Annotated in this window: 40 protein-coding genes; 2 read left to right on the top strand and 38 right to left on the bottom strand. The window is 40.1% G+C overall.

The window, feature by feature from the left end; genetic code table 11:
- Positions 1–44: 44 nt before the first annotated feature.
- From ACQRBH_RS02485 to rpsJ, 32 genes are all read right to left on the bottom strand, one after another.
- Positions 45–581: a bL17 family ribosomal protein gene (locus tag ACQRBH_RS02485; RefSeq protein WP_427760815.1), complete on the bottom strand. Its 537-nt coding sequence runs from the start codon at positions 579–581 to the stop codon at positions 45–47.
- A gap of 216 nt (positions 582–797) precedes the next feature.
- A complete protein-coding gene (locus ACQRBH_RS02480) occupies positions 798–1757 on the bottom strand; it encodes a DNA-directed RNA polymerase subunit alpha (protein WP_235233727.1) in 960 nt (319 codons plus the stop codon).
- Between the two features lie 30 nt (positions 1758–1787).
- Entirely contained in the window at positions 1788–2381 is a 594-nt protein-coding gene (gene rpsD, locus ACQRBH_RS02475; protein ID WP_347375744.1) for a 30S ribosomal protein S4, read from the bottom strand.
- Positions 2382–2447: 66 nt separating this feature from the next.
- Entirely contained in the window at positions 2448–2843 is a 396-nt protein-coding gene (gene rpsK / locus ACQRBH_RS02470; protein WP_049729986.1) for a 30S ribosomal protein S11, read from the bottom strand.
- Positions 2844–2983: 140 nt separating this feature from the next.
- Positions 2984–3352, bottom strand: a complete 369-nt coding sequence (gene rpsM, locus ACQRBH_RS02465) for a 30S ribosomal protein S13 (protein WP_235233722.1) — start codon at positions 3350–3352, stop codon at positions 2984–2986.
- A 300-nt stretch (positions 3353–3652) separates the two neighbouring features.
- Positions 3653–3766, bottom strand: a complete 114-nt coding sequence (gene rpmJ, locus ACQRBH_RS02460) for a 50S ribosomal protein L36 (RefSeq protein WP_003022746.1) — start codon at positions 3764–3766, stop codon at positions 3653–3655.
- 146 nt (positions 3767–3912) lie between these two features.
- A complete protein-coding gene (gene infA, locus ACQRBH_RS02455; protein WP_004607275.1) occupies positions 3913–4131 on the bottom strand; it encodes a translation initiation factor IF-1 in 219 nt (72 codons plus the stop codon).
- 3 nt (positions 4132–4134) lie between these two features.
- Positions 4135–4395 carry a KOW domain-containing RNA-binding protein gene (locus ACQRBH_RS02450; RefSeq protein ID WP_235233721.1) on the bottom strand — a complete coding sequence of 87 codons (261 nt, stop codon included), beginning with the start codon at positions 4393–4395 and terminating at the stop codon, positions 4135–4137.
- Between the two features lie 11 nt (positions 4396–4406).
- Entirely contained in the window at positions 4407–5168 is a 762-nt protein-coding gene (gene map / locus ACQRBH_RS02445) for a type I methionyl aminopeptidase (RefSeq protein WP_235233720.1), read from the bottom strand.
- Between the two features lie 4 nt (positions 5169–5172).
- Positions 5173–5817, bottom strand: coding sequence for an adenylate kinase (locus tag ACQRBH_RS02440; RefSeq protein WP_235233719.1), 645 nt, complete (start codon positions 5815–5817; stop codon positions 5173–5175).
- A gap of 68 nt (positions 5818–5885) precedes the next feature.
- Complete coding sequence (gene secY / locus ACQRBH_RS02435; protein ID WP_427760814.1) at positions 5886–7202, bottom strand: preprotein translocase subunit SecY; 1317 nt, start codon at positions 7200–7202, stop codon at positions 5886–5888.
- A complete protein-coding gene (gene rplO, locus ACQRBH_RS02430; RefSeq protein WP_235233713.1) occupies positions 7202–7642 on the bottom strand; it encodes a 50S ribosomal protein L15 in 441 nt (146 codons plus the stop codon). Before rplO ends, secY begins: the two co-directional genes overlap by 1 nt.
- 28 nt (positions 7643–7670) lie before the next feature.
- A complete protein-coding gene (gene rpmD / locus ACQRBH_RS02425) occupies positions 7671–7850 on the bottom strand; it encodes a 50S ribosomal protein L30 (protein WP_235233711.1) in 180 nt (59 codons plus the stop codon).
- 14 nt (positions 7851–7864) lie between these two features.
- Positions 7865–8374: a 30S ribosomal protein S5 gene (rpsE, locus tag ACQRBH_RS02420; RefSeq protein WP_235233710.1), complete on the bottom strand. Its 510-nt coding sequence runs from the start codon at positions 8372–8374 to the stop codon at positions 7865–7867.
- 14 nt (positions 8375–8388) lie between these two features.
- Complete coding sequence (gene rplR / locus ACQRBH_RS02415; protein WP_235233708.1) at positions 8389–8757, bottom strand: 50S ribosomal protein L18; 369 nt, start codon at positions 8755–8757, stop codon at positions 8389–8391.
- A 17-nt stretch (positions 8758–8774) separates the two neighbouring features.
- Positions 8775–9317: a 50S ribosomal protein L6 gene (gene rplF, locus ACQRBH_RS02410; RefSeq protein WP_235233707.1), complete on the bottom strand. Its 543-nt coding sequence runs from the start codon at positions 9315–9317 to the stop codon at positions 8775–8777.
- Between the two features lie 167 nt (positions 9318–9484).
- Complete coding sequence (gene rpsH / locus ACQRBH_RS02405) at positions 9485–9886, bottom strand: 30S ribosomal protein S8 (RefSeq protein ID WP_235233706.1); 402 nt, start codon at positions 9884–9886, stop codon at positions 9485–9487.
- Between the two features lie 34 nt (positions 9887–9920).
- Complete coding sequence (locus ACQRBH_RS02400) at positions 9921–10106, bottom strand: type Z 30S ribosomal protein S14 (RefSeq protein WP_235233705.1); 186 nt, start codon at positions 10104–10106, stop codon at positions 9921–9923.
- An 11-nt stretch (positions 10107–10117) separates the two neighbouring features.
- On the bottom strand, positions 10118–10657 hold the full coding sequence (rplE, locus tag ACQRBH_RS02395; RefSeq protein ID WP_235233704.1) for a 50S ribosomal protein L5: 540 nt from the start codon (positions 10655–10657) through the stop codon (positions 10118–10120).
- 24 nt (positions 10658–10681) lie between these two features.
- A complete protein-coding gene (rplX, locus tag ACQRBH_RS02390; protein ID WP_235233703.1) occupies positions 10682–10993 on the bottom strand; it encodes a 50S ribosomal protein L24 in 312 nt (103 codons plus the stop codon).
- 13 nt (positions 10994–11006) lie between these two features.
- Positions 11007–11375 carry a 50S ribosomal protein L14 gene (gene rplN / locus ACQRBH_RS02385; protein ID WP_235233701.1) on the bottom strand — a complete coding sequence of 123 codons (369 nt, stop codon included), beginning with the start codon at positions 11373–11375 and terminating at the stop codon, positions 11007–11009.
- 19 nt (positions 11376–11394) lie between these two features.
- Positions 11395–11649 carry a 30S ribosomal protein S17 gene (gene rpsQ / locus ACQRBH_RS02380; RefSeq protein WP_328282620.1) on the bottom strand — a complete coding sequence of 85 codons (255 nt, stop codon included), beginning with the start codon at positions 11647–11649 and terminating at the stop codon, positions 11395–11397.
- 32 nt (positions 11650–11681) lie between these two features.
- A complete protein-coding gene (rpmC, locus tag ACQRBH_RS02375) occupies positions 11682–11885 on the bottom strand; it encodes a 50S ribosomal protein L29 (RefSeq protein ID WP_235233699.1) in 204 nt (67 codons plus the stop codon).
- Complete coding sequence (gene rplP, locus ACQRBH_RS02370; protein WP_006445002.1) at positions 11875–12312, bottom strand: 50S ribosomal protein L16; 438 nt, start codon at positions 12310–12312, stop codon at positions 11875–11877. The genes rpmC and rplP overlap by 11 nt, the downstream gene beginning before the upstream one ends.
- A gap of 2 nt (positions 12313–12314) precedes the next feature.
- Positions 12315–12968, bottom strand: coding sequence for a 30S ribosomal protein S3 (rpsC, locus tag ACQRBH_RS02365; protein ID WP_235233698.1), 654 nt, complete (start codon positions 12966–12968; stop codon positions 12315–12317).
- A gap of 11 nt (positions 12969–12979) precedes the next feature.
- Positions 12980–13366, bottom strand: a complete 387-nt coding sequence (gene rplV / locus ACQRBH_RS02360) for a 50S ribosomal protein L22 (protein WP_235233696.1) — start codon at positions 13364–13366, stop codon at positions 12980–12982.
- Between the two features lie 26 nt (positions 13367–13392).
- Positions 13393–13674, bottom strand: a complete 282-nt coding sequence (rpsS, locus tag ACQRBH_RS02355) for a 30S ribosomal protein S19 (protein WP_427760813.1) — start codon at positions 13672–13674, stop codon at positions 13393–13395.
- A gap of 18 nt (positions 13675–13692) precedes the next feature.
- Positions 13693–14535 (bottom strand): 50S ribosomal protein L2, encoded by an 843-nt coding sequence (gene rplB, locus ACQRBH_RS02350; protein WP_235233694.1) that lies wholly within the window; start codon positions 14533–14535, stop codon positions 13693–13695.
- Positions 14536–14696: 161 nt separating this feature from the next.
- Entirely contained in the window at positions 14697–15002 is a 306-nt protein-coding gene (rplW, locus tag ACQRBH_RS02345; protein WP_235233693.1) for a 50S ribosomal protein L23, read from the bottom strand.
- Positions 15002–15622, bottom strand: coding sequence for a 50S ribosomal protein L4 (gene rplD, locus ACQRBH_RS02340; protein WP_235233692.1), 621 nt, complete (start codon positions 15620–15622; stop codon positions 15002–15004). The genes rplW and rplD overlap by 1 nt, the downstream gene beginning before the upstream one ends.
- Before the next feature lie 30 nt (positions 15623–15652).
- Positions 15653–16333: a 50S ribosomal protein L3 gene (gene rplC, locus ACQRBH_RS02335; RefSeq protein WP_347375742.1), complete on the bottom strand. Its 681-nt coding sequence runs from the start codon at positions 16331–16333 to the stop codon at positions 15653–15655.
- 169 nt (positions 16334–16502) lie between these two features.
- Positions 16503–16820 carry a 30S ribosomal protein S10 gene (gene rpsJ, locus ACQRBH_RS02330; RefSeq protein ID WP_117603130.1) on the bottom strand — a complete coding sequence of 106 codons (318 nt, stop codon included), beginning with the start codon at positions 16818–16820 and terminating at the stop codon, positions 16503–16505.
- 654 nt (positions 16821–17474) lie between these two features.
- Here rpsJ and ACQRBH_RS02325 point away from each other — a divergent pair.
- Together ACQRBH_RS02325 and ACQRBH_RS02320 are read left to right on the top strand one after the other, a co-directional pair.
- Entirely contained in the window at positions 17475–18347 is an 873-nt protein-coding gene (locus tag ACQRBH_RS02325) for a permease (protein ID WP_427742598.1), read from the top strand.
- Between the two features lie 229 nt (positions 18348–18576).
- The gene (locus ACQRBH_RS02320; protein WP_427742595.1) at positions 18577–19443 is read left to right on the top strand and encodes a TSUP family transporter; all 867 of its coding nucleotides are present in this window, start codon (positions 18577–18579) and stop codon (positions 19441–19443) included.
- 392 nt (positions 19444–19835) lie between these two features.
- On the opposite strand, the gene ACQRBH_RS02315 is transcribed toward ACQRBH_RS02320, so the two are convergent.
- The 6 genes from ACQRBH_RS02315 to ACQRBH_RS02290 all read right to left on the bottom strand — a co-directional run bounded on the left by ACQRBH_RS02315 (position 19836) and on the right by ACQRBH_RS02290 (position 25747).
- The gene (locus ACQRBH_RS02315) at positions 19836–20315 is read right to left on the bottom strand and encodes a glycine/sarcosine/betaine reductase component B subunit (RefSeq protein WP_235232229.1); all 480 of its coding nucleotides are present in this window, start codon (positions 20313–20315) and stop codon (positions 19836–19838) included.
- Between the two features lie 17 nt (positions 20316–20332).
- Positions 20333–21100: a proline reductase cluster protein PrdD gene (prdD, locus tag ACQRBH_RS02310; RefSeq protein ID WP_427760812.1), complete on the bottom strand. Its 768-nt coding sequence runs from the start codon at positions 21098–21100 to the stop codon at positions 20333–20335.
- Positions 21101–21275: 175 nt separating this feature from the next.
- Entirely contained in the window at positions 21276–22001 is a 726-nt protein-coding gene (gene prdB / locus ACQRBH_RS02305) for a D-proline reductase (dithiol) protein PrdB (RefSeq protein WP_427760811.1), read from the bottom strand.
- Between the two features lie 2 nt (positions 22002–22003).
- Positions 22004–22300 (bottom strand): CBO2463/CBO2479 domain-containing protein, encoded by a 297-nt coding sequence (locus ACQRBH_RS02300; protein ID WP_235232232.1) that lies wholly within the window; start codon positions 22298–22300, stop codon positions 22004–22006.
- A 16-nt stretch (positions 22301–22316) separates the two neighbouring features.
- Complete coding sequence (prdA, locus tag ACQRBH_RS02295) at positions 22317–24206, bottom strand: D-proline reductase (dithiol) proprotein PrdA (RefSeq protein ID WP_427760810.1); 1890 nt, start codon at positions 24204–24206, stop codon at positions 22317–22319.
- Between the two features lie 113 nt (positions 24207–24319).
- Complete coding sequence (locus ACQRBH_RS02290; protein ID WP_427760809.1) at positions 24320–25747, bottom strand: proline reductase-associated electron transfer protein PrdC; 1428 nt, start codon at positions 25745–25747, stop codon at positions 24320–24322.
- Between the last annotated feature and the right edge of the window lie 72 nt (positions 25748–25819).

Below are 25819 nucleotides of genomic sequence, written 5' to 3'. Positions count from 1 at the left end.
AGACGCACTTCAGTTTCCTGAAGTGCGTCATCATTTTACACAGATTATACAAGTTCAATCAGAACTTCCATTGCTGCATCACCTTTACGCTGTCCAATCTTAACGATTCTTGTGTAACCACCGTTACGATTCTCGTATTTTGGTGCGATTTCGTCAAAGATTTTTGCAACAAGATCAACTTCTTTTGTATTTTTCTTTCTTCCAGCTGGAGTTGTCGGAACTTCTTTTACTGGGTAAAGAACTTTCAACATCTCACGACGAGCGTGAAGTCTGCTTGGCATATCTTTCTTGATCTTCTTCTCAACTTCGTCATATACAGTAACTTTCTTACCGTCTACAACCTCTTTTACTCTCTTGCCATCTTTGTCCTTGCGGGCAACTTTAGCTTTTACAGTAACTTCTTCGAAGTTGTCTTTTTCTTTTACTGCCATTGCAATAAGGCCTTCAGCGATCTTGCGGATCTCTTTTGCCTTAGCTTCTGTAGTAACGATCTTGCCGTTGTTAAGCAATGCTGTTACCTGGTTTCTCAATAATGCTTTTCTCTGGCTTGATGTTCTGCCAAGTTTTCTATATTTTGCCATTTTTCAAATCCTCCATTAATAACACTTGGTTATGCTTCTTCGGGCTTACTAGCCAAATGCTTCACCATGCACTTCGGGCTTACTGGTGAAAATCATTTTGATGGAAGTCCTTCTTACTAAATTCGCACTTCGCTTACACTCGCGCTCATTAAGCTCCGAAGGACAGAGTTCACACTAAACTCATGCTTCGCTTACAGCTTGCATGCGTTAAGTGTTCTACTCTTCGCCTCTGCTTAAGCTTAATCCTAATTCATCTAATTTTGCAAGTACTTCTTCCAAAGACTTACGTCCAAGGTTACGTACTTTCATCATATCTTCCGGTGTTCTGTTCGTAAGTTCTTCTACAGTATTAATTCCTGCTCTCTTCAGGCAGTTGTAAGAACGAACAGATAATTCTAATTCGTCAATACTCATTTCAAGAACTTTTTCTTTTTCATCATCTTCTTTTTCAATCATTACTTCAGCAGCCTGAGCCACTTCAGACAGATCGATAAAGAGTTTCAGATGTTCGCTTAACACTTTTGCAGCCAGGCTGACTGCTTCATCCGGAAGCAGTGTACCATTAGTGTACACATCTAATGTCAACTTATCAAAGTCTGTAATCTGTCCAACACGTGTGTTTTCAACAGTGAGGTTCACACGTTCCACCGGGGTGTAAATAGAATCGATTGGAATTACTGCGATTGGTAATTCATCGTTTTTATTTTTATCAGAACTTACATATCCTCTGCCCTTTGTAATGGTGAGTTCCATGTACAATTTGCTGTCTGCCCCGCCGTTTAATGTTGCAATAACGGTCTCTGGATTCATGATCTCGATATCCTGATCCACCTGGATGTCCGCTGCCGTAACAACGCCTTCTCCTTCGAATTCAATATAAGCTGTCTTCGGTTCATCTGTCTCAGATGTATTCTTGATAGCCAAAGATTTCAAGTTCATGATAATCTCAGTAACATCTTCCTTAACACCCGGAATAGAACTGAACTCATGAAGAACACCATCAATCTTTACCTGGCTGATTGCAGCTCCTGGCAAAGATGAAAGCATAATTCTTCTAAGAGAGTTTCCTAATGTTGTACCATAACCTCTTTCCAGCGGTTCTACAACAAATCTTCCATACTTTTTATCTTCTGAAATCTCAGTTATTTCAATGTTGGGTTTATTAAAATCAAACACTAAGTCCACCTCCTGTGGTGTTACGGGTTATTATTTAGAATATAATTCGACGATTAACATCTCATCTACAGGAACATCAATTTCTTCACGTCTTGGAAGTTCTTTTACTGTTCCTTTCAGGTTCTCAAGATCAGCTTCTAACCATTCTGGAACCAGACGTCCGCCTGTAACCTCAACGATTTCTTTATATCTTGGTGAGCTCTTCTTAGATTCTTTGATTTCAATTACATCGCCTGCTTTGATCAGGTAAGATGGAATGTTGATCTGCTTTCCATTTACAAGAACATGCTTGTGATCAACAATCTGTCTGGCTTCACGTCTTGTTCTTGCAAGACCCAGACGGAATACTACGTTATCTAATCTGGATTCCAGCATTTTCATCAGGTTATCACCTGTCATACCACTCATACGCTGAGCTTTCTCAAAGTAGTTTCTGAAAGGTTTCTCTAATACACCATAGATAAATTTAGCTTTCTGTTTTTCACGTAACTGAAGACCATACTCGCTCATTTTTCTATTTGATCTTTTCAACTGTCTGTTAGACTTTTTATCAATTCCTAAATATACCGGATCCATACCAAGGGATCTGCATCTTTTAAGAACCGGAACTCTATTTACTGCCATGTTTTTGTTTTCCTCCTATTTAAATTCGGATAAATCAATCCGTCAACGTGAACTATTAATTGATAATTAGACTCTTCTGCGTTTCGGTGGACGGCAACCATTGTGTGGTACTGGAGTAACATCCTTAATGCTTGTTACATCGATTCCACATGCCTGAAGGGCACGGATTGCTGCTTCTCTACCTGAACCTGGTCCTTTAACCATTACGTCAACTGATTTCAAACCATGTACCAATGCTGCTTTAGCTGCTGTCTCAGCTGCCATCTGAGCTGCATAAGGGGTAGATTTCCTTGAACCTCTAAATCCCAGACCGCCTGCACTTGCCCATGAAAGAGCATTTCCCTGTGCATCTGTTAAAGTAACGATTGTGTTATTAAAAGATGACTGGATGTGAGCCTGTCCGTGTTCAACGTTTTTCTTGACACGTTTCTTTGTCACTTTCTTTGTAACTTTCTTTGCCATAATAAAACTAACCTACACTTTCTTTTTTTTGGTATGTTCGCTCAGCTAAGCTCATGCTATGCATTCGCTAAGATTCGCGAACGGCCTCGCACTAAATTCGAGCTGCGTTTTTAACTTGCTCTCACTAAGTTGCTTTCAGCCTATTTCTTCTTATTTGCTACTGTTCTCTTAGGACCTTTTCTTGTTCTTGCATTTGTCTTAGTCTTCTGACCACGAACCGGAAGTCCTTTTCTGTGACGGATTCCTCTATAGCATCCGATCTCCTGCAATCTCTTGATGTTCAGAGCAATCTCTCTACGAAGATCACCTTCTACTACCTGAGTCTCATCAATTACTGCACTAATTTTCTTTACATCTTCGTCTGTAAGATCTCTACAGCGAATATCAGGATCAACTCCTGCCTGTGCTAAAATACGGGTTGCACTTGGTCTACCGATTCCGTAGATATAAGTTAATCCGATCTCAACACGTTTGTCTCTTGGTAAATCTACACCTGCTATACGAGCCATGTGAATTTCCTCCATTTTCTTTTTGATTTTTTTACATCGACTTTAATAGGGGTTCTGCCTTAGCATTACCCAGGCATGTTCGGTATCCATGCCCTTTCCGGCCACCGTATGAACGGTAATGACGGGCCGGCATTAGAAGCAATATACGAGGAAAAGCACCGGCTACAGGTGTTCCTTGTATATCAAATAGTCTACACACCTCCTGGCGTGTCTACTATCAGCCGCCTAATTTGTTCATAAACATAAGAATGTTCGATTTGCTCTGCTCATCGAACGGCCTTCTCACTGAATGTTCAGTGCCTATCCCTGTCTTTGTTTATGCTTCGGATTTTCGCAGATAATGCGAATGCTTCCTTTTCTTTTAATAACTTTACATTTTTCGCAAATTGGTTTTACTGATGATCTAACCTTCACGGGGGATCCTCCTTTCATCCATTGCTATGTCTATAGTTCTCTCACATCCTGAATGCTTAAAAATACGCATCAATATTAAAGCACCCAAAAACGTGCTTATATAGTATAACACTTGTTGTCAAACAAAGTCAATAGATAATTTTATATTATTTATCTCTCCAGATAATTCTTCCCTTTGAAAGGTCATATGGAGATAATTCCAATGTTACCTTATCGCCAGGTAAGATTTTGATAAAGTTCATTCTCAGCTTTCCACTGATATGTGCAAGTACCTGATGGCCATTCTCTAACTCAACCTGGAACATTGCGTTCGGTAATTTTTCTACTACAGTTCCTTCAATTTCAATAACGTCAGCTTTTGACATGTTTTATTCCTCCTGATTTTTTCCTTCTTTATTCCATTCCTTAAGTATCCGTTTGATTGCTACGTCATCAATTGCGGTGACATCATATTTTTTGCAAATAATCTGAACATGTTTTTTCTTTTTTCTTTTTAACTTATCTAATGTTCTAATTCTGCCATCCGCTAAATATACATATGTGTCGTCAATGTCCATTATAACATAAACCTTACCGGTGTCATGACCCGCTTTTGATTTTGCAAGCATTCCTGTCTGATATCTGTCCATAACTGCGTCTCCTAGCTGTCTTGGGTCAAGGTTAAAAGTATCGGTTCATCTTTGGTAATTAATACCGTGTTTTCATAATGCGCTGAAAGTGAGCGGTCTCTGGATACAACAGTCCAGTCGTCATCTAACCAGTCAACCTCCCAGGTTCCTATGTTAATCATCGGTTCAATTGCCAAAGTCATTCCGGCTTTCAGCTTTACACCTTTTCTGTTCATCTTATAATTCGGTATTTCAGGAGCTTCATGCAACGCAGTCCCAATTCCATGTCCGCACAGATCACGAACGACTCCATAACCACGCTCCTGCGCATAATTGCCAATTGCTGCCGAAATGTCAAATAAATAATTGCCTTCTTTTGCGTATTTTATACCTTCAAAGAAGCATTCTCTGGTTATTCTAATCAGATCTTCTGCTTCCTTGCTGATTGTTCCGATGCCGTGAGTTCTCGCGGCATCGGAATGATATCCTTTGTAAATGACTCCGGCATCCAGGCTGACAATATCACCTTCACGAATAATTCGATGCTTGTCAGGAATTCCATGAACCACTTCCTCATTCACAGATACACAGATAGATGCTGGATATCCATTATAATTAAGAAATGATGGAATACAACCGTAACTGCGGATGATTTCTTCACCCAGACGATCGATATCCTTGGTACTCATTCCTGGTCGCAGAGCCTTTCCTAATTCGTTATGAACAATTTCCAATATACGTCCGGCTTCAGTCATTAATTCAATTTCTCTGGACGATTTGATTGTGATTGGCATGTTCTTATTCTCCTAAAATATCTACAATTGCCTGGAATACATCATTAATATCAATCGTTCCATCAACAGTTTTCAAAATTCCAGCATTTGTATAGTAATCAATCAATGGCTGTGTCTGCTCATGATATACCCCAAGACGTTTTTTTACAGTCTCTGGCTTATCATCATCTCTGAGAATCAGCTCTTTGCCACAGACATCACAGACTCCTTCTACTTTTGTTGGTGCATATTCCAAATGATATGTAGCTCCACATCCAACACAAGCACGTCTTCCGCCCATGCGACGGACAATATTCTCATCTGGAACATCTACATCAATTGCATAATCAACTTTCTGTCCCAGTTCAGTGAGCGCTTTATCAAGTGCTTCTGCCTGCGGGATTGTTCTCGGAAATCCGTCAAGAACATATCCATTCTTACAATCTTCCTGATTCACACGATCTACGACCAGATCTACGACCAGTTCATCTGGAACTAAAAGTCCCTGATCCATGTAAGTTTTTGCCTTTTTCCCCAACTCAGTACCATTTTTAATGTTCGCTCTAAAGATGTCGCCAGTTGAAATGTGAGGAATGTCGTACTTTGCTGCAATTTTCTTTGCCTGAGTTCCCTTGCCCGCACCAGGGGCACCTAACATAATAATTTTCATATGGGTGTTCCTCCTTTATAGCATTTTAACCCGCGAAAAAAATTCCGCGAGTCAAAATCATTCGTTCATTAACTATTCAAAAATCCTTTATAATTACGAACAAGTGTCTGTGATTCGATTTGTTTCATAGTTTCCAGAATAACACTGACAATAATGATCAACGATGTACCTCCGAACGATACACTTGCTCCCAGCCATCCATTGAAGAAAATCGGGATAATCTGTATAACTACAAGACCACATGCTCCAATAAATATAATATAATTCAATATCTTGGTCAGATATTCAACCGTTGGTTTTCCCGGACGAATACCTGGAATAAAGCCACCATTTTTCTTCATATTGTTTGCAATCTCTAACGGATTAAATGTAATGGACGTATAGAAATATGCAAAAAATACAGTCAGAATAATGTATACAATTAATCCCCAAGTATATTTCAAATGTTCTGGATTACACCAGTTGCCCTGATTCATTCCTCGTAAAATCTCGCTGCCAATTCCAGTCCCATTTCCTTTGCCCATGAATGAAGCAATTACGATCGGAAACTGCATTAATGAGGATGCAAAGATAATTGGAATTACACCGGCAGTATTTACTTTCAAAGGAATGTTGCTGGACTGTCCACCATAAGTTTTTCTACCAACAACTTTCTGAGAATACTGTACCGCAATCCTTCTTTCACCATCCTGAAGAATAACGACAAATACTACAAGAGCAACGATAATTGCAAATATAACAAGGACTGCAAGTCCTGCAGATGCAATCGGTTCTCCCTTAACGAATTGCTCAAACAGTGAATTCATATCACTAGGTATACGTGAGATAATATTAATTACAAGCACGATGGAAATACCATTTCCTACGCCCTTTTCTGTAATTCTCTCACCAATCCACATCAAGAATGCAGATCCTGCTGTAAGTGTCAGAACTACAATTGCAGCATTTACAAAATTGTATTCTTTCAATAATCCCTGACGTCCGAATCCGACTGCCATGGCAGTAGACTCAAACAGAGCAAGTCCTACTGTCAGATAACGAGTGATAGCTACAATCTTCTTTCTTCCATCTTCTCCTTCTTTTTGCATTTCTTCAAGTTTTGGAATTGCAATTGTAAGAAGCTGCATGATAATGGAAGATGTAATGTACGGCGTAATACTCAGAGCAAATATAGACATCTGCTCAAAAGAGCCACCGGTGAAAGCGTTAAACAAATTAAACGCTTCACCAGTGTTCTGTGCAAAAAATTCCTTAATATAATCGGCATTCACGCCCGGTGTCGGCAACTGTGATCCGATTCTTATCACGATTAACATTAAAAACGTATATCCGATTTTCTTGCGAATATCCTTAATTTGAAATGCCTTTCGGAATGTTTCTAACATTAGATCACCTCTGCTTTTCCACCTAAAGCCTCAATCTTTTCTACTGCGCCTGCACTAAATGCATTTGCCTGTACTGTAAGTTTCTTTGTAAGTTCGCCATTTCCAAGAATCTTAACACCATCTCTTGGATTCTTAACGATACCCTGTTCGATCAGAGTCTCTACAGAAACAACAGCATCATTATCAAATACTTCAAGAGCGCTTACATTAATACCAACGATTGTCTTAGAGTTTCTGTTCGTGAAACCTCTCTTTGGTATTCTTCTATATAATGGCATCTGACCACCTTCGAAACCTGGTCTTGTTGCTCCAGAACGAGCTTTCTGACCTTTGTGTCCCTTACCAGCTGTCTTACCATTTCCAGAACCGTGTCCACGTCCTCTTCTGAAATTATCACTCTGTTTTGCTCCATCAGCAGGTCTTAAGTTTGATAAATCCATTGTGACACCTCCTTATCCGAATTATTACTTATGCTTCTTCTACTTTTACCAGGTGTTGAACCTGCTTAATCATACCTCTTGTTGCTGCATTATCCGGCAGTTCAACTGTTTTGTTTACTTTTCTTAAGCCTAATGCTTCAACAGTCTTCTTATGCTTTGGTACAGCACCAATTGTAGATTTTACTAATGTAACTTTTAAGTTTGCCATCTTCATCTACCTCCTTAGCCTAAGATCTCTTCAACAGATTTACCGCGAAGCTTAGCAACCTCTTCCGGAGTCTTTACCTGACGTAATCCATCGATCGTAGCCAGAACAACATTCTGTTTGTTGTTAGAACCAAGAGATTTTGTACGGATATTCTTGATTCCTGCCATCTCGATTACGGCACGTGCCGGACCACCGGCGATCACTCCAGTACCTTCTGGAGCTTTCTTAAGTAATACGGAAGCTCCTCCGAATTTACCGATAAAATCATGTGTAATACTTTCATTTTCATCTAATGCTACAGAGATGAGGTTTTTAGCTGCATCTTCTTTTCCCTTGCGGATTGCTTCTGGAATTTCTGTAGCTTTTCCTAAACCTGCACCAACATGGCCGTTTCCGTCGCCAACAACTACTAAAGCTGTGAATCTCATATTACGGCCACCTTTAACAACTTTGGTTACACGTTTAATTGATACTACTTTTTCATTTAATTCTAACTGACTAGCATCAATACGTTCTTGTTTCATGTGTGCTCCTCCTTCTAGAAATTCAACCCAGCTTCTCTAGCTGCGTCTGCTAATGCCTGAATCTTGCCCTGGTAAATAAATCCGCCTCTATCGAAGACAACGTCTTTAATACCTTTTTCCAACGCTTTCTCAGCAATTACTTTACCAAGATATGCTGCTGCTTCAACGTTGTTTGTTTTCTCTAAGTTTGCTTTCACATCTTTCTGAAGAGTGGATGCGGAAACCAGAGTATTGTGAGCTGTATCATCAATGATCTGAGCATACATATGATTGTTACTTCTAAATACCGCTAAACGTGGGCACTCAGCAGTACCGCTCAAACGGTTACGTAATTTTCTGTGTTTGTTAACACGAACGACACTTCTTGATTTTTTGCTAACCATTTTTACACTCTCCTTTCTTATTTCTTACCTGTCTTGCCGACTTTACGTCTGATTACTTCATCAGCATACTTAATACCTTTGCCCTTATATGGCTCAGGTCTTCTCTTATCTCTGATCTCAGCTGCATACTGACCTACTTTTTCTTTGCTGATACCTTTTACGATAATCTTGTTCTGTCCTTCTACAACAGTCTCAAGACCTTCTGGATCAACCATTTCTACTGGATGAGAATATCCAAGGTTCAGTGTCAGTTTGTTTCCAGATTTTGCTGCTCTATATCCAACACCGTTAACTTCCAGAACTTTTTCATATCCATTCGTTACACCAACAACCATGTTGTTGATCAGTGTTCTTGTAAGACCATGTAAAGATTTCATTTTCTTTAAATCGTTTGGTCTTGTTACAACTACTTCTTCACCTTCTACTTTGATTTCCATCTCTGTAGGAAGTTCTCTTACGAGTGTTCCCTTTGGACCTTTTACAGTCACTACATTATTTTCTGCAATTTCAACAGTTACACCTGCTGGGATTGCTACTGGCAGTCTTCCTATACGTGACATTGCCTTATCCTCCTTAACTTAAATTTTCGGAATGGGTCGCACCCACTCTGTTTTCAGTTACATTGAGCACTTGGTGAGGTATTCTCGAACCTAGTGCGAAAGTACACCTCGTCCACTTGGTGAGGTTCTCTCGAACCTAGTGGCGATGGTGTTTCCTTAGTCGATTGTTACCAAATATAGCAAAGAACTTCTCCGCCTACGCCAAGTTTTCTTGCTTCTTTGTCTGTGATTACGCCTTGGTTTGTGGAAATGATTGCTGTTCCAAGTCCGCCAAATACCTTTGGTACATTAGCGCTGCTAGCGTATACACGAAGTCCAGGTTTAGAGATTCTCTTAAGACCTGTAATAACTTTTTCATTCTTGTCTGCGCCATATTTTAATGTAATATGGATTGTTTTAAATACTCCATCTTCAATGATGTCATATTTCTCGATATATCCTTCATCCAATAAGATATTAGCAATAGCAAGCTTCATCTTAGAAGATGGTACATCTACTGTATCATGTTTAGCAGTATTTGCATTACGAATTCTTGTAAGCATATCTGCGATTGGATCGCTCATAGTCATGAATTGTTTTCCTCCTTTTCTAAGTGTTCAGGGCCTACCAACTAGATTTTTTAACTCCAGGGATCTGTCCTTTATATGCCAATTCGCGGAAGCAAACACGGCAGATACCATATTTTCTCAAATATGCATGTGGACGTCCACAGATTCTGCAGCGATTGTATTCTCTGGTAGAGAATTTCTGGTTACGCTGCTGTTTAACTTTCATTGCTGTCTTAGCCATAATTTACCTCCTTATTTTGTAAATGGCATGTTGAACTGTTTCAACAATTCACGCGCCTCTTCATCTGTTTTAGCGGTTGTAACGAAGATGATATCCATACCTCTTACCTTATCAACCTTATCATATTCGATCTCAGGGAAGATTAACTGCTCTTTAATTCCGAGAGCATAGTTTCCTCTTCCGTCAAATGCGTTAGGGTTTACACCTCTAAAGTCACGTACACGAGGAAGTGCAAGGTTGATCAGACGATCAACGAACTCATACATCTTTTCTCCTCTTAAGGTAACTTTACATCCAATTGCCATTCCTTCTCTGATCTTGAAGTTAGCAACTGATTTTTTTGCTCTACAGATAACAGCTTTCTGTCCTGTGATCTTCTCAAGATCAGCTACTGCTGAATCTAAAAGTTTTGCGTTATCTTTTGCTTCGCCAACACCCATGTTGATTACAACTTTATCGAGTTTTGGCACTTCCATAATATTTTTATAACCGAACTTCTTATTCATTGCATCAATGATTTCGTTCTGGTATTGTTCTTTCAGTCTACTCAAAGCTTATGGCCCTCCTTCCTCAGATTAATCAATAACTTCGCCTGTTGATTTAGCGTAACGAACCTTCTTATCTCCATCCATTTTAATGCCCACTCTTGTTGCTTTTCCCTTGTGAACATACATTACATTAGAAGCATCGATAGGTCCTTCCTGATGAACGATTCCACCATTCTGGTTATTCATACTTGGTTTTGTGTGCTTTGTCAACATGTTGACACCTTCAACAACAACCTTACCAGCTTTCTGGTTCACAGCAATAACTTTGCCTTCTTTGTCTTTATCTTTACCAGCGATAACCTTAACAGTGTCGCCTTTTTTGATTTTTAACATTGACATCTTGCGCACCTCCTTATAGTACTTCCGGAGCCAGGGAAACAATTCTCATGAACTGTTTGTCACGGAGCTCTCTTGCTACTGGTCCAAAAATACGGGTTCCTCTTGGTGTCTTATCATCTTTTATAATTACAGCAGCATTTTCGTCGAAACGGATATAAGAACCATCTTTACGACGAGTACTATTTACAGTACGAACAACTACAGCTTTTACTACATCGCCTTTTTTAACAACGCCGCCTGGTGTTGCATCTTTAACAGTCGCAATGATCACATCACCGATACTTGCATATCTTCTTGTTGAACCGCCCATAACACGAATACACAGTAATTCTTTTGCACCTGTGTTGTCTGCTACTTTCAGTCTGCTTTCTTGCTGTATCATGCAGGTTTCCCTCCTTATACTATTTCACTTTTTCCATAACTTCAACAAGTCTCCATCTCTTATCCTTAGAGAGTGGTCTTGTTTCCATAACTTTTACTTTGTCGCCGATGTTGCACTCGTTATTCTCATCATGTGCTTTCAACTTGTAAGTTCTCTTTACGATTTTTTTGTAAAGTGGATGTTTTACATGATCTTCAACTGCAACAACTATGGTCTTATCCATTTTATTACTGATAACCTTACCCACACGGGTTTTTCTAAGATTTCTTTCCACAGTCTATACTCCTTTCAGCATGAAATGAAGTTCTATTTGCCACTTTTTTCCGTAATCACTGTCTGGATTCTGGCAATATTTCTTCTTACTTCTTTGATTCTGCTTGTATTATCTAACTGATTTGTTGCGTTCTGGAATCTTAAGTTAAAAAGTTCCTTTTTAGCAGCTACTAATTCTTCGTTCAGCTCTGCAGCTGATTTTGTCTTTAAATCTTCTACAAATGCATTAATTTTCACTGTTATCACCGCCTTCTAAGTCTGCGCGAGAAACTACTTTACATTTACATGGCAGCTTGTGTGTTGCCAGACGAAGTGCTTCTCTTGCAACTTCTTCTGATACGCCAGCGATCTCGAACATTACGCGACCCGGCTTAACAACTGCTACCCAGTATTCTAAGGTTCCTTTTCCAGAACCCATACGTGTTTCAGCTGGTTTCGTAGTTACAGGTTTATCTGGGAATATTTTGATCCAAACTTTACCACCACGTTTGATATAACGTGTCATAGCGATACGGGCAGCTTCGATCTGGTTTGAACGGATCCAGCAAGGTTCCATTGCAACGATACCATATTCACCATTTGTAATCTTGTTTCCGCGAAGTGCTTTACCCTTCATGGAACCACGGAATTGTTTACGACGTTTTACTCTTTTTGGCATTAACATGATTATCTATCTCCTTCCTTTGCTGCTTTTTCCGGAAGAACTTCGCCCTTGTAAATCCATACCTTAACACCAACTTTTCCATAAGTTGTGTCAGCTTCAGCGAATCCGTAGTCGATATCTGCTCTCAGTGTCTGAAGAGGAATTGTTCCTTCACTGTAGAACTCTGTACGAGCCATATCTGCTCCGCCAAGACGTCCTGACACAGATGTCTTAACACCAAGTGCTCCGGCTTTCATTGTTCTTGACATACAAGATTTCATTGCACGTCTGAAAGAGATACGGTTCTCAAGCTGTAATGCGATGTTTTCTGCTACTAACTGAGCATCTTTATCCGGTCTCTTGATTTCCTTAATATCAACGATTAATTTCTTATTAGTAAACTGTGCTAATTCACCTTTTACTTTTTCGATTTCTGCTCCACCTTTACCGATTACTACACCAGGTTTTGCTGTATAAATAATGATTTTTACGCGATCAGATGCTCTTTCGATCTCAATCTTAGAAACACCGGCGCTGTATAATCTCTTCTTAAGATACGTTCTGATTTCATGGTCTTCTACTAAGTAGTCTGCAAAATCTTTTTCTGCATACCATCTAGAGTCCCAGTCTTTGATAACACCGACTCTTAAGCCATGAGGATTAACTTTCTGTCCCATGATTGCCCTCCTTATCTTTCATCAAGCACAAGTGTAATGTGGCTCATTCTCTTCTCGATTCTGTAAGCTCTTCCCTGTGCTCTAGGTCTGATTCTCTTCATTGTTGGTCCTTTGTTTGCATAAGCCTCTGCAATATAAAGATTCTCAACATTCATACCGTTGTTGTTTTCAGCATTTGCAATTGCTGACTCCAATAATTTCTTTATTAAACTAGAAGCATATCTTGGATTGTAAGTTAAAATACCAAGTGCTGTTGTTACATCCTTACCTCTGATGGCATCTAATACGTAGCATGCTTTCTGAACAGAAACTCTTGCATAAGATAACTTAGCAGAAGGTCTTGTATCTTTGTTAGCATTTCTCTCTCTCTTGATTTGGGATCTATGTCCTTTTGCCATGGATGAACCCTCCTTTCACAATGTAATTATCTAACTTTTGATTTCTTTTCGTCTTTTCCATGTCCTCTGTATGTTCTGGTTGCTACGAACTCTCCGAGTTTGTGTCCAACCATATCTTCTGTTACATATACAGGTACATGTTTTCTTCCGTCATGAACGGCAATTGTATGTCCAACCATGCTTGGGAAGACTGTAGAACGACGAGACCATGTCTTAATTACGGACTTGTCTCCAGAAGCGTTCATAGCATCAACCTTCTTGAGCAGGCTTGCGTCTGCGAATGGTCCTTTTTTAATTGAACGTGCCATAGGTTATAACCTCCTTAATTATTTAATCGCTTTACCATCTCTTCTTCTTACAATCATCTTGTTAGAAGCTTTATTTTTCTTTCTTGTCTTAAGACCAAGTGCTGGTTTACCCCAAGGTGTACACGGACCCGGACGACCGATTCCTGTCTTACCTTCACCACCACCATGCGGATGGTCATTCGGGTTCATAACAGAACCACGAACTGTAGGTCTGATACCCATGTGACGTTTACGTCCTGCTTTACCAATGTTGATCAGGTTGTGATCCCCATTTCCTACAACTCCAACAGATGCACGGCACTCGATCGGTACCATTCTCATCTCTCCTGATGGAAGTCGAAGTGTTGCATATTTTCCTTCTTTTGCCATTAACTGTGCGCTGTTACCTGCTGAACGAACCAGCTGTCCGCCCTTTCCAGGATGAAGCTCAATGTTGTGTACCTGAGTACCTACAGGAATCTCAGAAAGTGGAAGACAGTTACCGATCAATACTTCAGCTTCCGGTCCATTCATAACTTTCCAGCCTACCTGTAACCCTGCTGGTGCAAGGATATATGCTTTCTCACCATCTTCATAGCAGATAAGAGCGATATTAGCTGTTCTGTTTGGATCGTATTCGATACCAAGAACTGTAGCAGCAATTCCGTCTTTTCTTCTCTTGAAGTCGATTACTCTATATTTCTTCTTAGCTCCGCCTCCGCGGTGTCTAACTGTAATTTTACCTTGATTATTACGTCCTGCCTGTCTGCTCTTTGGAGCTAACAGAGATTTTTCTGGAGTTGTCTTTGTGATTTCTGAGAAATCAGATCCAGTCATCTGTCTTCTGGAAGGCGTATATGGGCGATATGTTTTAATTCCCATGGTTGCTTCTCCTTTCAAATTCTAATTATTAATATCACGGATTTGCACCGTATGATTGTTCGGGTGTATTCGCTTCGCCAGGTTCGAAAAAGCCTCGCCAAATTCACCGAACGGGGTCCGACTAAGCTTCAGCCTTCGCTGACGCTTGCCTTCAGCAAATCTTATAACCCCTCAAAGATCTCGATATCTGCGCTGTCTTCTGTTAACTGAACAATAGCCTTCTTTGTGTTGGCTGTCTTTCCAAACTGCATAGTTCCACGAACTCTTTTTTTCTTACCTTCGCAGTTCATTGTGTTAACACTTTTCACTTTTGTACCGTTGAACATCTTTTCAACAGCTTCTTTTACCTGAGATTTTGTTGCTTCCGGGTGTACTAAGAAAGTATATTTCTTTTCTCCCATAAGCTCCATACTCTTTTCTGTTACAACTGGTTTAAGGATTACATCATAATACTGAACGTTTGCCATTATGCGTACACCTCCTCGATATTAGCAACAGCAGCTTTCGTTGCGATTACTGTGTTGTATTTTAAGATATCGTACACATTGATCGTATTAGTCTTTGCAGTCTTAACATCAGCAATGTTTCTCGCAGAGATCTCTGCATTTGTATTGCCATCCTCTAATACTACTAATGCTTTAGATACGTCTAAGTTCTTCAGAATGTTTGCAAAATTCTTTGTCTTGATTTCATCAAATTTGATTTCATCAACAACGATGAATTTGTTTTCTTCTACTTTTGCTGTAAGAGCTGATTTAAGAGCTGCTCTTTTCTCTTTCTTATTCATCTTGAATGAATAATCTCTCGGTACCGGAGCAAATACTACTCCACCGCCTGTCCACTGTGGAGCTCTTGTAGAACCCTGTCTAGCATGACCAGTTCCTTTTTGTCTCCATGGTTTTCTTCCGCCACCAGAAACTTCAGAACGTGTTTTTGCTTTCTGTGTTCCCTGACGTTTATTTGCAAGCTGGTTAACAACAGCCATGTGTACCAGATGTTCATTTACTTCAACACCGAATACCGCATCGCTTAAATCGATTGTTCCAACTTCTTTACCTTCGATATTATAAACGGATACGTTTGCCATCTTAAGTCTTCCTCCTTCCTTCGTCAAAGCTTAGTTAGCCTTTACTGCTTCTTTGATAGTTACTAAAGATTTCTTTGGTCCCGGTACAGAACCCTTAACCAAAAGCAAGTTATTCTCAGCATCTACGCGTACGACTTCAAGATTCTGGATCGTAATCTTCTTACTTCCCATGTGTCCTGGCATCTTTTTTCCCTTGAATACTTTACTTGGATCAGAAGCAGCTCCGTTAGAACCTGCATGACGATGGAACTTAGAACCGTGTGTCATTGGTCCTCTGTGCTGATTATGTCTCTTGATTGCGCCCTGGAATCCTTTTCCTTTAGAAATTGCAGTAGCATCAATCTTATCTCCCGCCTCAAAAATATCAACCTTGATTTCCTGTGCCAGTTCATATTCAGAAGCATTTTCAAATTTAAATTCTCTCACGAATCTCTTACCAGAAACACCAGCTTTTGCAAAATGTCCCTGTTCAGCCTTTGTCACACCGTGACGATGAACGATTTCTTTCTTACCGCTCTTGTCTTTGTTAACAATTTTGTCTTTCTTATCAACGAATCCAACCTGAACTGCATCGTAACCATCATTTTCAACAGTTTTGATCTGCGTTACAACACACGGACCAGCCTGAAGTACAGTTACCGGTGTTAATGTTCCGTCTTCGTTGAAGATCTGAGTCATTCCGACTTTTGTAGCTAAGATAGCTTTCTTCATTATAATTACCTCCTGTGATTTACAGCGGAACGCCGCTTGGACGTTCATCCTAAATTTTAGGAATTACTGCGTTCTGTGTTTGATGTTCACTTCACTAGGCTCGATAATACCTCACCAAGTTCACTGAACTAAGTTCGCACCAAGTTCGTGAGACACCTCACTAAGTGCTCTACTTATTTTTCATTTTGATATCAATGTAAACACCAGCTGGCATCTCTAATCTAGACAATGCGTCAACAGTCTTCTGTGTTGGTGCAATGATATCGATAAGTCTCTTATGAGTTCTCTGTTCGAACTGTTCTCTGGAATCTTTGTATTTGTGAACTGCTCTTAAGATTGTAACTACTTCTTTCTTAGTTGGAAGTGGTACCGGTCCGCTCACCTGTGATCCATTCTTTTTTACAGTTTCGATGATTTTTTTTGCGGATGCATCTACTAACTGATGATCATACGCTTTCAAAGTGATTCTCATTACTTGACTTGCCATAAAAAAAGTCGCCTCCTTTTCGTACTTTTAACTTCAGTACGACAAGCGGTGACTGTACACTCTCCCGTGTGTGTCGTGAGAACCTCACACGTTGTTACCACATTTCAGTGGCTGTTATAGTTTCGTACAGTGACTTGTCGCCAGTTTCCTAACTTGACATTCGCTCCACGGAAAACCTGCCATATCAGGCAGCAACCTCACGCTTCACAGCTATCATGTCACAGCTCTCTTAGTATATCGGATGAATCCATATTTTGCAAGCCTTTTCTTGGATTTATTGTATTTTTTTCAATACAATCCATCTCATTGGTTCTTCTGGCTCTTCAATTCACCTGCAATATACTTTTCAGCGCGAAACTTCCTTATTATAATAGGATAAAATTATTTTTTTGTCAAACCTGCCGGCCGTCACATATGCTTTTTTTTACTTATCTCTTCTCCATTTTTCTTATATTCATGTAATTATGTCCTTTTCTTATGCATTTTTTATGTATTTCATTGACTTTTTGCATAAAAATTGGTAGAATTAGAGCATGAACAGATGGTATATAATTTAACAAATATTTTCATATCGGGGTGCTTATATTTCATATTATATACTAAGATGTCTGTTTCTATTTTTTTTACTTTTAAACAATCTGGAGGGATGAAAAAATGGATGTTATTATGATTTTACGTATCGTGCTGATTATCTTTGTTATCGCATCTGGCGCATATTTTATCAAAGATTTGCTTGCACACAAGGAAGATTTCCAAGGTGGACACTGGGTTGCATTGGCAATCATCGGATGCATCACAAACTTACTTGACACATGGGGAATTGGTTCTTATGCAACTACACAGGCTGGTTTCAAATTCACAAAGTCCAGCCCGGACGAGACAATTCCAGGTACGCTGAATGTTGGTGATACCTTCCCTGTTACATTAGAGGCGCTCCTGTTCTTCAGCTTTGTAGATATCGATCCTCTTACTCTGGTACTTATGCTTGCTGCATCTGTTGTTGGTGCTTTAGTTGGAGCTGGTATCGTATGTAAATGGAATCTGAAGATGGTTCGTTTAGGTCTTGGTGTTGGTCTTCTTATCCTTGCAATTGTTCTTGCTTGTAAGAATGCAGGAATCGGACCATTCGGTGTAAGTGGTGAAGCTCTTGGTCTTACAGGTATTAAGTTAGTAATTGGTATCGTTGTTAACTTCTTCCTGGGAGCACTTATGATGATCGGTGTTGGTCTGTATGCTCCTTGTATGGCTCTTTGTGCAGCACTCGGAATGAATATCGGAACTGCTTTCCCAATCATGATGGGATCTTGTGCATTCCTTATGAACGCTGCATGCTTTAAGTTCATCAAAGAAGGTAAGTATGACAGAAAAGCTGCTCTTTGCCTTGCATTGTTCGGATGTGTCGGCGTATTTATCGCTTACAAAGTAGCTTGCTTCTTCTCACTGAAGACATTAACATACATCATTTGTGTAGTTATGGTTTACACATCTATTATGTTCTTCAGAGATGCCAACAAGACAGAGGCTTAATCTATATTGAAAATTACATATTGACAACCAAAGGCGGTATTCCTTATATGGAACCGCCTTTTTATTTATCCCTATTCCATTATATCATACAAATGTTCGTTATATTATTGACATTTTTTATATTTTCATGTAAACTATAAATAAGAGATGACCAAGGTCGGTTTCCAATCAGGATACCGGTCTTTTTTGTTTCTGCAATTCATATATTATTTTAAGGAGGATGAGAGATATGAGTGTAGCACATATTTTGATCTTAGTTCTTTGGATACTGACAATTGGTTTTGGTGTTTATTATGTAAAAGACATATTTAAACACAAAGAAGATTTCAAGGAGGTTAAATACGTACCAACTATTATTATTGGTGTGTTAGCTAACTTCTTCGATACTCTTGGTATCGGGAGTTATGCAACTTCAACAACAGCTTTCAAGTTTACAAAGAGCTGTCCTGACGATCTGATCCCTGGTACTTTAAATGTTGCATATGCTATACCAGTCGTTGTAGAAGCTACTGTTTTTATTCAGAAGGTAACAGTTGATCCACTGACACTTGTTTTGATGATTGGAGCATCTATCTTGGGAGCAGTTATCGGAGCGTCAATTGTATCAAAATGGAATCTTAAGAAAGTTCGTATTGCTTTAGGATGTGCTTTGATCGCACTGGCAATCGTAATGATCTGTAAACTTCTTGGAGTCGGACCTTTTGGTATTATTGGAACTGCCAGCGGATTGACAGGTGTCAAGCTTGTAATTGGCGTACTTGTAAACTTTGTTCTCGGAGCTTTAATGATCGTTGGTCTTGGTCTGTACGCACCTTGTATGGCATTATGTCTGCTTCTTGGATTAAGTGCAGATATTGCTTTCCCAATTATGATGGGTTCTTGCGCTTTCCTGATGCCTTCAGCTGGTATTAAATTTGTAAAAGAAGGAAAATATAATCGTGCAAGTTCTTTAGTACTTACTATTACCGGTGTCATTGGTGTATTGATTGCATGCTTTGTAATCACATCACTTCCACTTACTGTTTTAACATGGGTCGTTACAGTCGTTATGGTTGTATGTGCTTGTATCTTCTTTAAAGATGCATCAAAAGCTTAGCATATTTTGATATATATTCACCATGTTGCATAAAAATAGTTTTTTCTATTGACACTCAAAAATAAAAATGCTATATTTAAAACAACTTAAATGCAAGATAACCAATGGCGGTTTTCCTGACAGGGAAACTGCCTTTTTTGAAAAATCATATGCATTAAGTCAACAACAATTTTGGTTGTTATTGCAGTTGATCCGTTGCCGATCGTTTTCCCCAAGAACGTTCTTGCATCGGTGAACTCCAATTAAATATATACATCCTCTTTATGAGGAGCATTCCCCAGCTTTGTATATACAAAACTGCAATGCAACGAGGAAAACCTCTCAATGACATACCAAAAAGAAAGGGCACGACATACAGGTCGTGCCTTTTCTTTATCATCTGTTATTTCTATTTATTTGTTTTCCTGATCTTTCTTTCTCATCTTAAGCTTCAATAACGCTTTCGCTTTCAGACAGTCAATACGATCCATATTGTTCTCACCGACAACATTTGTCTCTTCACCTGTCGCACTCTTATTGATATCTACGATCGCATCCAGATAATCATTCACAACTACAAATTGTGCAACCGTACCATTAAAGGTAATTCCTGTAACAGGAATGCCACGCTCACCGATCTGTTCAATCGTATTTGTGTAGTCAACATGACTGTTTCCCCAGCCATCACAGGACAGGATAACACCGTCTGCACGCATACATTCTGCTGCGACAGCCGCTCTTGTACCAACAAGCATCTTGTCTTCGTTACCATCCGGAGAACCGACAAGCATGATTCCCAGCAGATCAAGGTCTGTATCTTCCGCAACTACTTCAAGAAGTGGGTCTCTGAAGTGATGTAATGATGTTTCTTTTGTTGAAGGACCAATTCCCATAATATTCTTCTCCCTTCTTACTGCATGGAACGGATAATTCCGTCTCTATATTCATTCGGTGTAACTATTACCGGCATATTGCCCATATCAATGATGGATTTTGATCCAATCGAGCAAGATGGCTCTTTCGAGAACATATGAGTATCATACATCGCTCCCTGTCCTGCAACCTGCTTGATAATCAAAACACGTTTCTTACCAGGGCGTACTATATCATGATATACATGTTTCTCTGTACACTGATTTCCATTAAATTTTTTCAGTTTTTCTCTGAAAATATTAATGAATTTATCACAGAGCAAATGCGCTTCTGTCGGTCCCGGTCTTTCTTGTCCCATACCTGCTGCAAGTGTAACATCAAAGGAAATAATCACATCATTATCTCCCGGAGTACCCGCCTTATTAAGCACGAGCTGCTCTTTTAAGTTACCTTCTGATGATCCAAATTCATGACACTGCTTTCCATTCACATCCACACCGGTAAGCATCACGTATACACCGGTAATTGTATGTGTGATTCCTTCTCCCAATACTCCGAGCACTTTTGTAGAAATCGGAATAATGTCCATGATCGTGTTGGTCCAACGATCATGATCTCCCGGCTGGATTACCTGAATATCAATGTCTGTAATATACTTTGCATCCTTTAATAATTCCGGAATAATATCCTTACAAACAGTCATCTTTCCGCCTGTTGTAATATCATTACGATCACCCTCGACAACCGTATCCATATGAAACGCTTTAATGGTAAGGCGACGTAATTTCTGTTCCTCAACTGCCATGTTTTCTATGTCCTCCTTTAGCAATTTTTTGTTTTTGCTACGTAAACTCATTTGTCTTTATTTTATCATACCAGTATACAAAATCAATCCTTTTTTTATTACTCTTTCTATAATCAAGGAAAGAATCTAAAAAGGGAAATGGACAAGCCATTTCCCTCCTGATGTTTGTTGTATATTAGATTTTAGCAACATACTCGAATGGCAATGGAACGATCTTTCCAGGTGTCTGGATCTCAACCAACTGCTCAAGAGTAGCTTTTACGATAGCTGTCTGCTGTTCCACATTGTGAGGACCACCTGCATTAGCACCCATAGGTACCAACGGAGCAACCGCACGTGGAGTACCAGTCTGACGTACAACTGGTGGAAGAGCTGCAATAATAATTGTAGGAATTCCAGCTTCTTCAATCGCTCTCTGCACCAATACTGCAGAGCGGTGACAGGTACCTCATCCAGCTGTGAGGATAGCTGCATCTACGCCTTCCTCTTTCAGCATTGCTGCTACTGCAGGACCTGTCTCATGTTTGAATTTCTCCTGGTTTCCGCCACCACCCATGAATCCAGCATGGAATGGAGCTGTAGCCTTAATAAATCCTTCTTCTGCCAATTCATGAAGTCTGTCGATAGGGAACATACAGTTGATATCTTTATTAACATCACTGTTATCATATCCACCATGAGATACCATCAATTTATCTGATGGGCATTTATCATCGATCTTTCTCCAAGTAAAGTCACCTGCAAGGTTAAATCTTTCCTGATCTACCTGATGTACACCTGCTGCTGTAGCAAGAGCAACTGTCATATCCTTCAACTCTTTCTCTACTGGTGTCCATACCATCGGTGGAGTAATTGGAACGAAGATTTCTGATTGTAATCCTTTAACAACCGTTAAACTCATTTTTATTCCTCCTCTTTCTTTAAACGAGTGCTCATTTCTGCTTGTTTACGACGCTCTTTTTCTAAATTACTGACGTACTTTTCATGGATTTCAGGACCAAGCTGCTCCGGAAAACTCATATGCCATCCAAATTCCTGACCAATCTTTGGTTCAGTATCACAGATAAACATTCTCTTCGGGGCTTTGAAAAATCCCAATCGTCCTTTTAAATCCACACTGATGCTGCAATCATCAACATCAACACAGATTCCCTCCATGTATATGATTCTGTCACCATATTTCAATCGTTCGTCATTCATTTAAAACACCTTATTCTTAGTTGTATCCTTTATCAATACGTTTCTGGCTAAGTGGAAGTGCCTGCTCATTTTCTACAAGATCAATCTTTGATCCGATAGCATCTTCGATCACTTCAATGTTCGTAGCCTTAACGTTCGGATTCCATTTCTTTTCAGCTGGTTTAACTACTTCACCTGCCATCTGAACTTTGAGCATCTCAAGAGCACGAATTGCATCTTCGTGGCAAAGTGTATTGTTTCCGAGGATTTCGTTCTCAATACCGCCTTCAGATTTGTTGTTATCTACCATTGCTGTCATGTACTTGTTACCAACTACGAGCGCTCCCTGAACTGCACAGTATGAAAGTCCTACTACAGGAACTCCTCTCATACCGATCTGCTCATGATGACTTGCAAAGTCGATATGGTTGTTTCCGAAACCTTCTGTTGTAATAAATGCACCGTCAACGTCCATCATTTCTACTGTCTGACCAAGTCTTTCAGATACATAGAACTTCTCAGCGTTGATCTGTGGAGATCCAACAAAGATTACACCACAAAGGTCAATTTCTGGATCAGCAAGTGCCTCAAGTACAAGTGGCTCTCTCCAGTAATGTCTTGTCATCTCTTTAGATGCAGGTCCGATACATGTAAGAGCGTGGATACATCCATCAAGAACTTCCAATGGGCTCATACATACTGGGAGGTTACCAAGGTCAACGTTAGCTCTTGCTCCAAGAATTCCACATGGTTCTACCGGAAGGATGAAGTTATCATGCATAGCTCCCTGTCCCATGATTTCTTTACAAATAACTACTTTCTTCTGACCTGGGTGACGAACCTGAACGAATTCCTCTGTATCTACTACAAGGTCTTCTTCAAGTTTCTTCAATGCTTCACGGATTTCCTGTGTGATAATATCAAATGCTGTATGTGCAGCCATAGGTCCACGACGTTCCATGTTTGTCTTTTCCTGAACTACGATATTACCTTTGATAAAGATTTCTCCCTTATCTGGACATCCCGGACGTCCCCACATAATGTTTTCATCCATATATCCTTCGGAAGAACCGAACTCACCGATCTGAACTCCACCTTCATCTGTTCCTGAAAGCATCATGATAGCGCCATCGATTACTCTTGTAACGCCCTGTCCGATCTTAGCATCGCCTTCTTTTGTTGCGATTGGCTGAACATCCATGATTGTCTCAGAATATGTGTGATACTCCTTTGGTGTAACGATTTCAAGATGGAAATCTTTAACAAGATCAGAATTAGCAATTACATCTGCTTCAATACCTTCACGGATTGTAAGAACTGTTCCTTCGATCTTTGTCTCTGGTCCTCTCTTAACTTCTGTAATAGCAAAATGTTTTCTTGTAAGGCTTCTTACAACCTTTCCTTCTTTTGCTACTTCTTCAGCTGCCGGAGCTGCTGCCGGAGCTGCTGCCGGAGCTGCTGCCGGAGCTACTTCTACAACCTCAGCGCCTCCGCCAAGTGCACCAACCGGAATAGAAAGATCAATATCTTTTCCTTCACCAATGTGGATTTTAAGAATTCCGCCTGCAACTGCTGTTGCTGCCGGAGCTGCTGCTGCCGGAGCTGCCGGAGCTGCTGGAGCTGCTACTTCTGGAGCTGCTTCCTCTGCTGCTTCCTCTGCTTTTTCCTCTACAGAATCTTTTGCTCCCTCAACAACATCTGCTGTCAGTGGTGAAAGAGAATCAAGAGTTTTTGTAAGTTTTGCTCCTAAAATTTGTCCAATTTTTAAGCATCCATCAAGATTCAATAATCCAGAGTCAACTAACTCATCAAAAATTGCTGGATCTTCAAGATTTGCTGGCTCAATAATGATTCCAGCCTCTGCTCTACAGCATAACACTGCAGGATCATTTGCATGTTGTTTCGCTGTTTCAGCTGTAATAGACATATTGTTCCCTCCTTTTAATTACTTTGCTAATTGTGATAATTAACATATATATAATTGCTTCGTAAAGAGTCATATCGGGGAATCACTCCTTACTTCTGCAATTTATACCATAACTAGTCTTCTACATCAATATCCTGGTCAACCCATTTAGATACTGTTAGCTGACGATACTGTGCGTGACCAACTGCTCTCATAACATGATCTGTCTGATGGAATACTTTAAGTCCCATCTGAGGAGCAGATGCCATAACTGTGTTTGTACAGTCTGAACAGTTACCAATGATAATATATTCGCAGCCATCTTTCTTAAACTGCATATTGTTTTTTACCTGTCCAGGACAGTTTCCAGGACGAAGACACTTCAGTGGTGCACCCGGTTTGTTCTCAATTGCCTGTTTACATCTGCATACGGACACAACTTCACCATGCATTTTCTCTGCGATTACACGCATACGTGCTTCATTACCGCCACATGCACAGACAAGAAGCCCTACTTTCTTACCTGTAAGGTCTGGCATTCTGTAAGTTGTAAGGATACCGCCTGTGGTCTTTGTCGTTGGCTCATCAAGCTCTACTGCACGTCCTGTGAACGCTCCACCCATAATGATTTCACCAACTTCATCCGGTTTATCCAGTCCGCCGGCTTTTTCGATCATCTCACCAACAGAAACACCGATCGGTACATCCATAAATACATGTGCTGCATTTCCACCTTTGATGTTACCACGAACTGTCATGTTTTTGCTGATGCATGGTCTCTTCTCATCAATTGCCTCAGCAATTCTTGCTGCGGTCTCAAGGTTAACAACAACGGCTCTTGCTGCTGAAGGAAGCTGTGTTGTATCAAGGTTTAATCCAAGGCACTCACGAACAACTGCACGCTCTTCTCCCATCGGGTAAATATCCGGAAGCAGGTGCAATGAAATATTCTCTTCATTTTCAATTGCTGCCATCAATGTTTTCACAGCTTTTTTATTTTTCTTTTTAATTGCGAAGATTGCTTTATCAGCCTGTGTGATCTCCATACTGTATTTTACACCACGAAGGCATTTATCACACTGTTCTTCAAGCTGTCTGATGTTGTGTTCAAGTCCCGGCTCACACTCTGCTGCATTTACTAAGATGTAGCTGTATTTACCCGGCTCTTCTACATCATCAATTTCCGGATTAATCTCCGGATTCATCTCTCCAAGAGGTGTCTCTGCAAGGTTGATGTTAAGCTTAACTCCTGTCGGGAATCCAGCGCCTCCCAGGCCAACAACTCCGGCTGCTTTAACCATATCAAGCTTTGTAGCGTTTTCCGGCAGTTCAACTGATTCATCAATTGGCACGAACTCGTCCGGCTGTTCAGCAGCTGGTTCAATAATAATACGATCATCTGTGATCTCAGCTACTTTTCCATAAACACTTGAGAAAATATTTGCTCCAAGTCCTGTAGGTGTAGCAATCAGAGTACCTTTTTTTACGTCTGCCCCTACCTCAACGCACGGTGCGCACGGTGCACCCACGTGCTGACGCAATAAAATCTGTACATTTCCCATGTTACATTCTCCTTTTCTTTTTTAAATATAAGCAAAAACGAAACTCTCCATTCCGTTTACTTATTCCCCAAT

The organism is Bariatricus sp. SGI.161, from assembly GCF_050313695.1.
Taxonomy (GTDB): domain Bacteria; phylum Bacillota; class Clostridia; order Lachnospirales; family Lachnospiraceae; genus JAFBIX01.
This window is presented reverse-complemented; position numbering and strand designations above follow the sequence as displayed.

Bases quoted from the DNA above. Each gene is read 5' to 3' on its own strand.
- ACQRBH_RS02485 (WP_427760815.1), bottom strand. From the start codon at position 581: ATGGCAAAATATAGAAAACTTGGCAGAACATCAAGCCAGAGAAAAGCA.
- rpsM (WP_235233722.1), bottom strand. From the start codon at position 3,352: ATGGCTCGTATAGCAGGTGTAGATTTACCAAGAGACAAACGTGTTGAG.
- prdD (WP_427760812.1), bottom strand. From the start codon at position 21,100: ATGGCAGTTGAGGAACAGAAATTACGTCGCCTTACCATTAAAGCGTTT.
- rpsC (WP_235233698.1), bottom strand. From the start codon at position 12,968: ATGGGACAGAAAGTTAATCCTCATGGCTTAAGAGTCGGTGTTATCAAA.
- ACQRBH_RS02450 (WP_235233721.1), bottom strand. From the start codon at position 4,395: ATGGACAGATATCAGACAGGAATGCTTGCAAAATCAAAAGCGGGTCAT.
- rplO (WP_235233713.1), bottom strand. From the start codon at position 7,642: ATGGATTTATCAAACTTAAGACCTGCTGATGGAGCAAAACAGAGTGAT.
- rplF (WP_235233707.1), bottom strand. From the start codon at position 9,317: ATGTCACGTATAGGAAGACTGCCAGTAGCAATCCCAGCAGGTGTAACT.
- secY (WP_427760814.1), bottom strand. From the start codon at position 7,202: ATGTTAGAAACATTCCGAAAGGCATTTCAAATTAAGGATATTCGCAAG.
- ACQRBH_RS02320 (WP_427742595.1), top strand. From the start codon at position 18,577: ATGAGTGTAGCACATATTTTGATCTTAGTTCTTTGGATACTGACAATT.
- rplX (WP_235233703.1), bottom strand. From the start codon at position 10,993: ATGTCAATGTTAAAAATCAAAAAAGGCGACACTGTTAAGGTTATCGCT.
- rplR (WP_235233708.1), bottom strand. From the start codon at position 8,757: ATGGTTAGCAAAAAATCAAGAAGTGTCGTTCGTGTTAACAAACACAGA.
- rplV (WP_235233696.1), bottom strand. From the start codon at position 13,366: ATGGCAAAAGGACATAGATCCCAAATCAAGAGAGAGAGAAATGCTAAC.
- ACQRBH_RS02290 (WP_427760809.1), bottom strand. From the start codon at position 25,747: ATGGGAAATGTACAGATTTTATTGCGTCAGCACGTGGGTGCACCGTGC.
- ACQRBH_RS02325 (WP_427742598.1), top strand. From the start codon at position 17,475: ATGGATGTTATTATGATTTTACGTATCGTGCTGATTATCTTTGTTATC.
- ACQRBH_RS02300 (WP_235232232.1), bottom strand. From the start codon at position 22,300: ATGAATGACGAACGATTGAAATATGGTGACAGAATCATATACATGGAG.
- ACQRBH_RS02315 (WP_235232229.1), bottom strand. From the start codon at position 20,315: ATGGGAATTGGTCCTTCAACAAAAGAAACATCATTACATCACTTCAGA.
- rplB (WP_235233694.1), bottom strand. From the start codon at position 14,535: ATGGGAATTAAAACATATCGCCCATATACGCCTTCCAGAAGACAGATG.
- rplN (WP_235233701.1), bottom strand. From the start codon at position 11,375: ATGATACAGCAAGAAAGCAGACTGAAAGTAGCAGACAACACAGGTGCA.
- rpsE (WP_235233710.1), bottom strand. From the start codon at position 8,374: ATGAAACAAGAACGTATTGATGCTAGTCAGTTAGAATTAAATGAAAAA.
- rplC (WP_347375742.1), bottom strand. From the start codon at position 16,333: ATGAAGAAAGCTATCTTAGCTACAAAAGTCGGAATGACTCAGATCTTC.
- rpsJ (WP_117603130.1), bottom strand. From the start codon at position 16,820: ATGGCAAGTCAAGTAATGAGAATCACTTTGAAAGCGTATGATCATCAG.
- rplP (WP_006445002.1), bottom strand. From the start codon at position 12,312: ATGTTAATGCCAAAAAGAGTAAAACGTCGTAAACAATTCCGTGGTTCC.
- ACQRBH_RS02400 (WP_235233705.1), bottom strand. From the start codon at position 10,106: ATGGCTAAGACAGCAATGAAAGTTAAACAGCAGCGTAACCAGAAATTC.
- map (WP_235233720.1), bottom strand. From the start codon at position 5,168: ATGCCAATCACAATCAAATCGTCCAGAGAAATTGAATTAATGACTGAA.
- rpsK (WP_049729986.1), bottom strand. From the start codon at position 2,843: ATGGCAAAGAAAGTTACAAAGAAAGTGACAAAGAAACGTGTCAAGAAA.
- rpsH (WP_235233706.1), bottom strand. From the start codon at position 9,886: ATGACTATGAGCGATCCAATCGCAGATATGCTTACAAGAATTCGTAAT.
- rpsS (WP_427760813.1), bottom strand. From the start codon at position 13,674: ATGGCACGTTCAATTAAAAAAGGACCATTCGCAGACGCAAGCCTGCTC.
- rplW (WP_235233693.1), bottom strand. From the start codon at position 15,002: ATGGCAAACGTTCAGTATTATGATGTAATCCTTAAACCAGTTGTAACA.
- rpsD (WP_347375744.1), bottom strand. From the start codon at position 2,381: ATGGCAGTAAATAGAGTTCCGGTTCTTAAAAGATGCAGATCCCTTGGT.
- rplD (WP_235233692.1), bottom strand. From the start codon at position 15,622: ATGGCAAACGTATCCGTTTATAATATCGAAGGTAAAGAAGTTGGAACA.
- prdA (WP_427760810.1), bottom strand. From the start codon at position 24,206: ATGTCTATTACAGCTGAAACAGCGAAACAACATGCAAATGATCCTGCA.
- rpmD (WP_235233711.1), bottom strand. From the start codon at position 7,850: ATGGCAAACTTAAAAGTTACATTAGTAAAATCTACAATTGGTGCTGTA.
- ACQRBH_RS02440 (WP_235233719.1), bottom strand. From the start codon at position 5,817: ATGAAAATTATTATGTTAGGTGCCCCTGGTGCGGGCAAGGGAACTCAG.
- infA (WP_004607275.1), bottom strand. From the start codon at position 4,131: ATGTCAAAAGCTGACGTTATTGAAATTGAAGGAACTGTAGTAGAAAAA.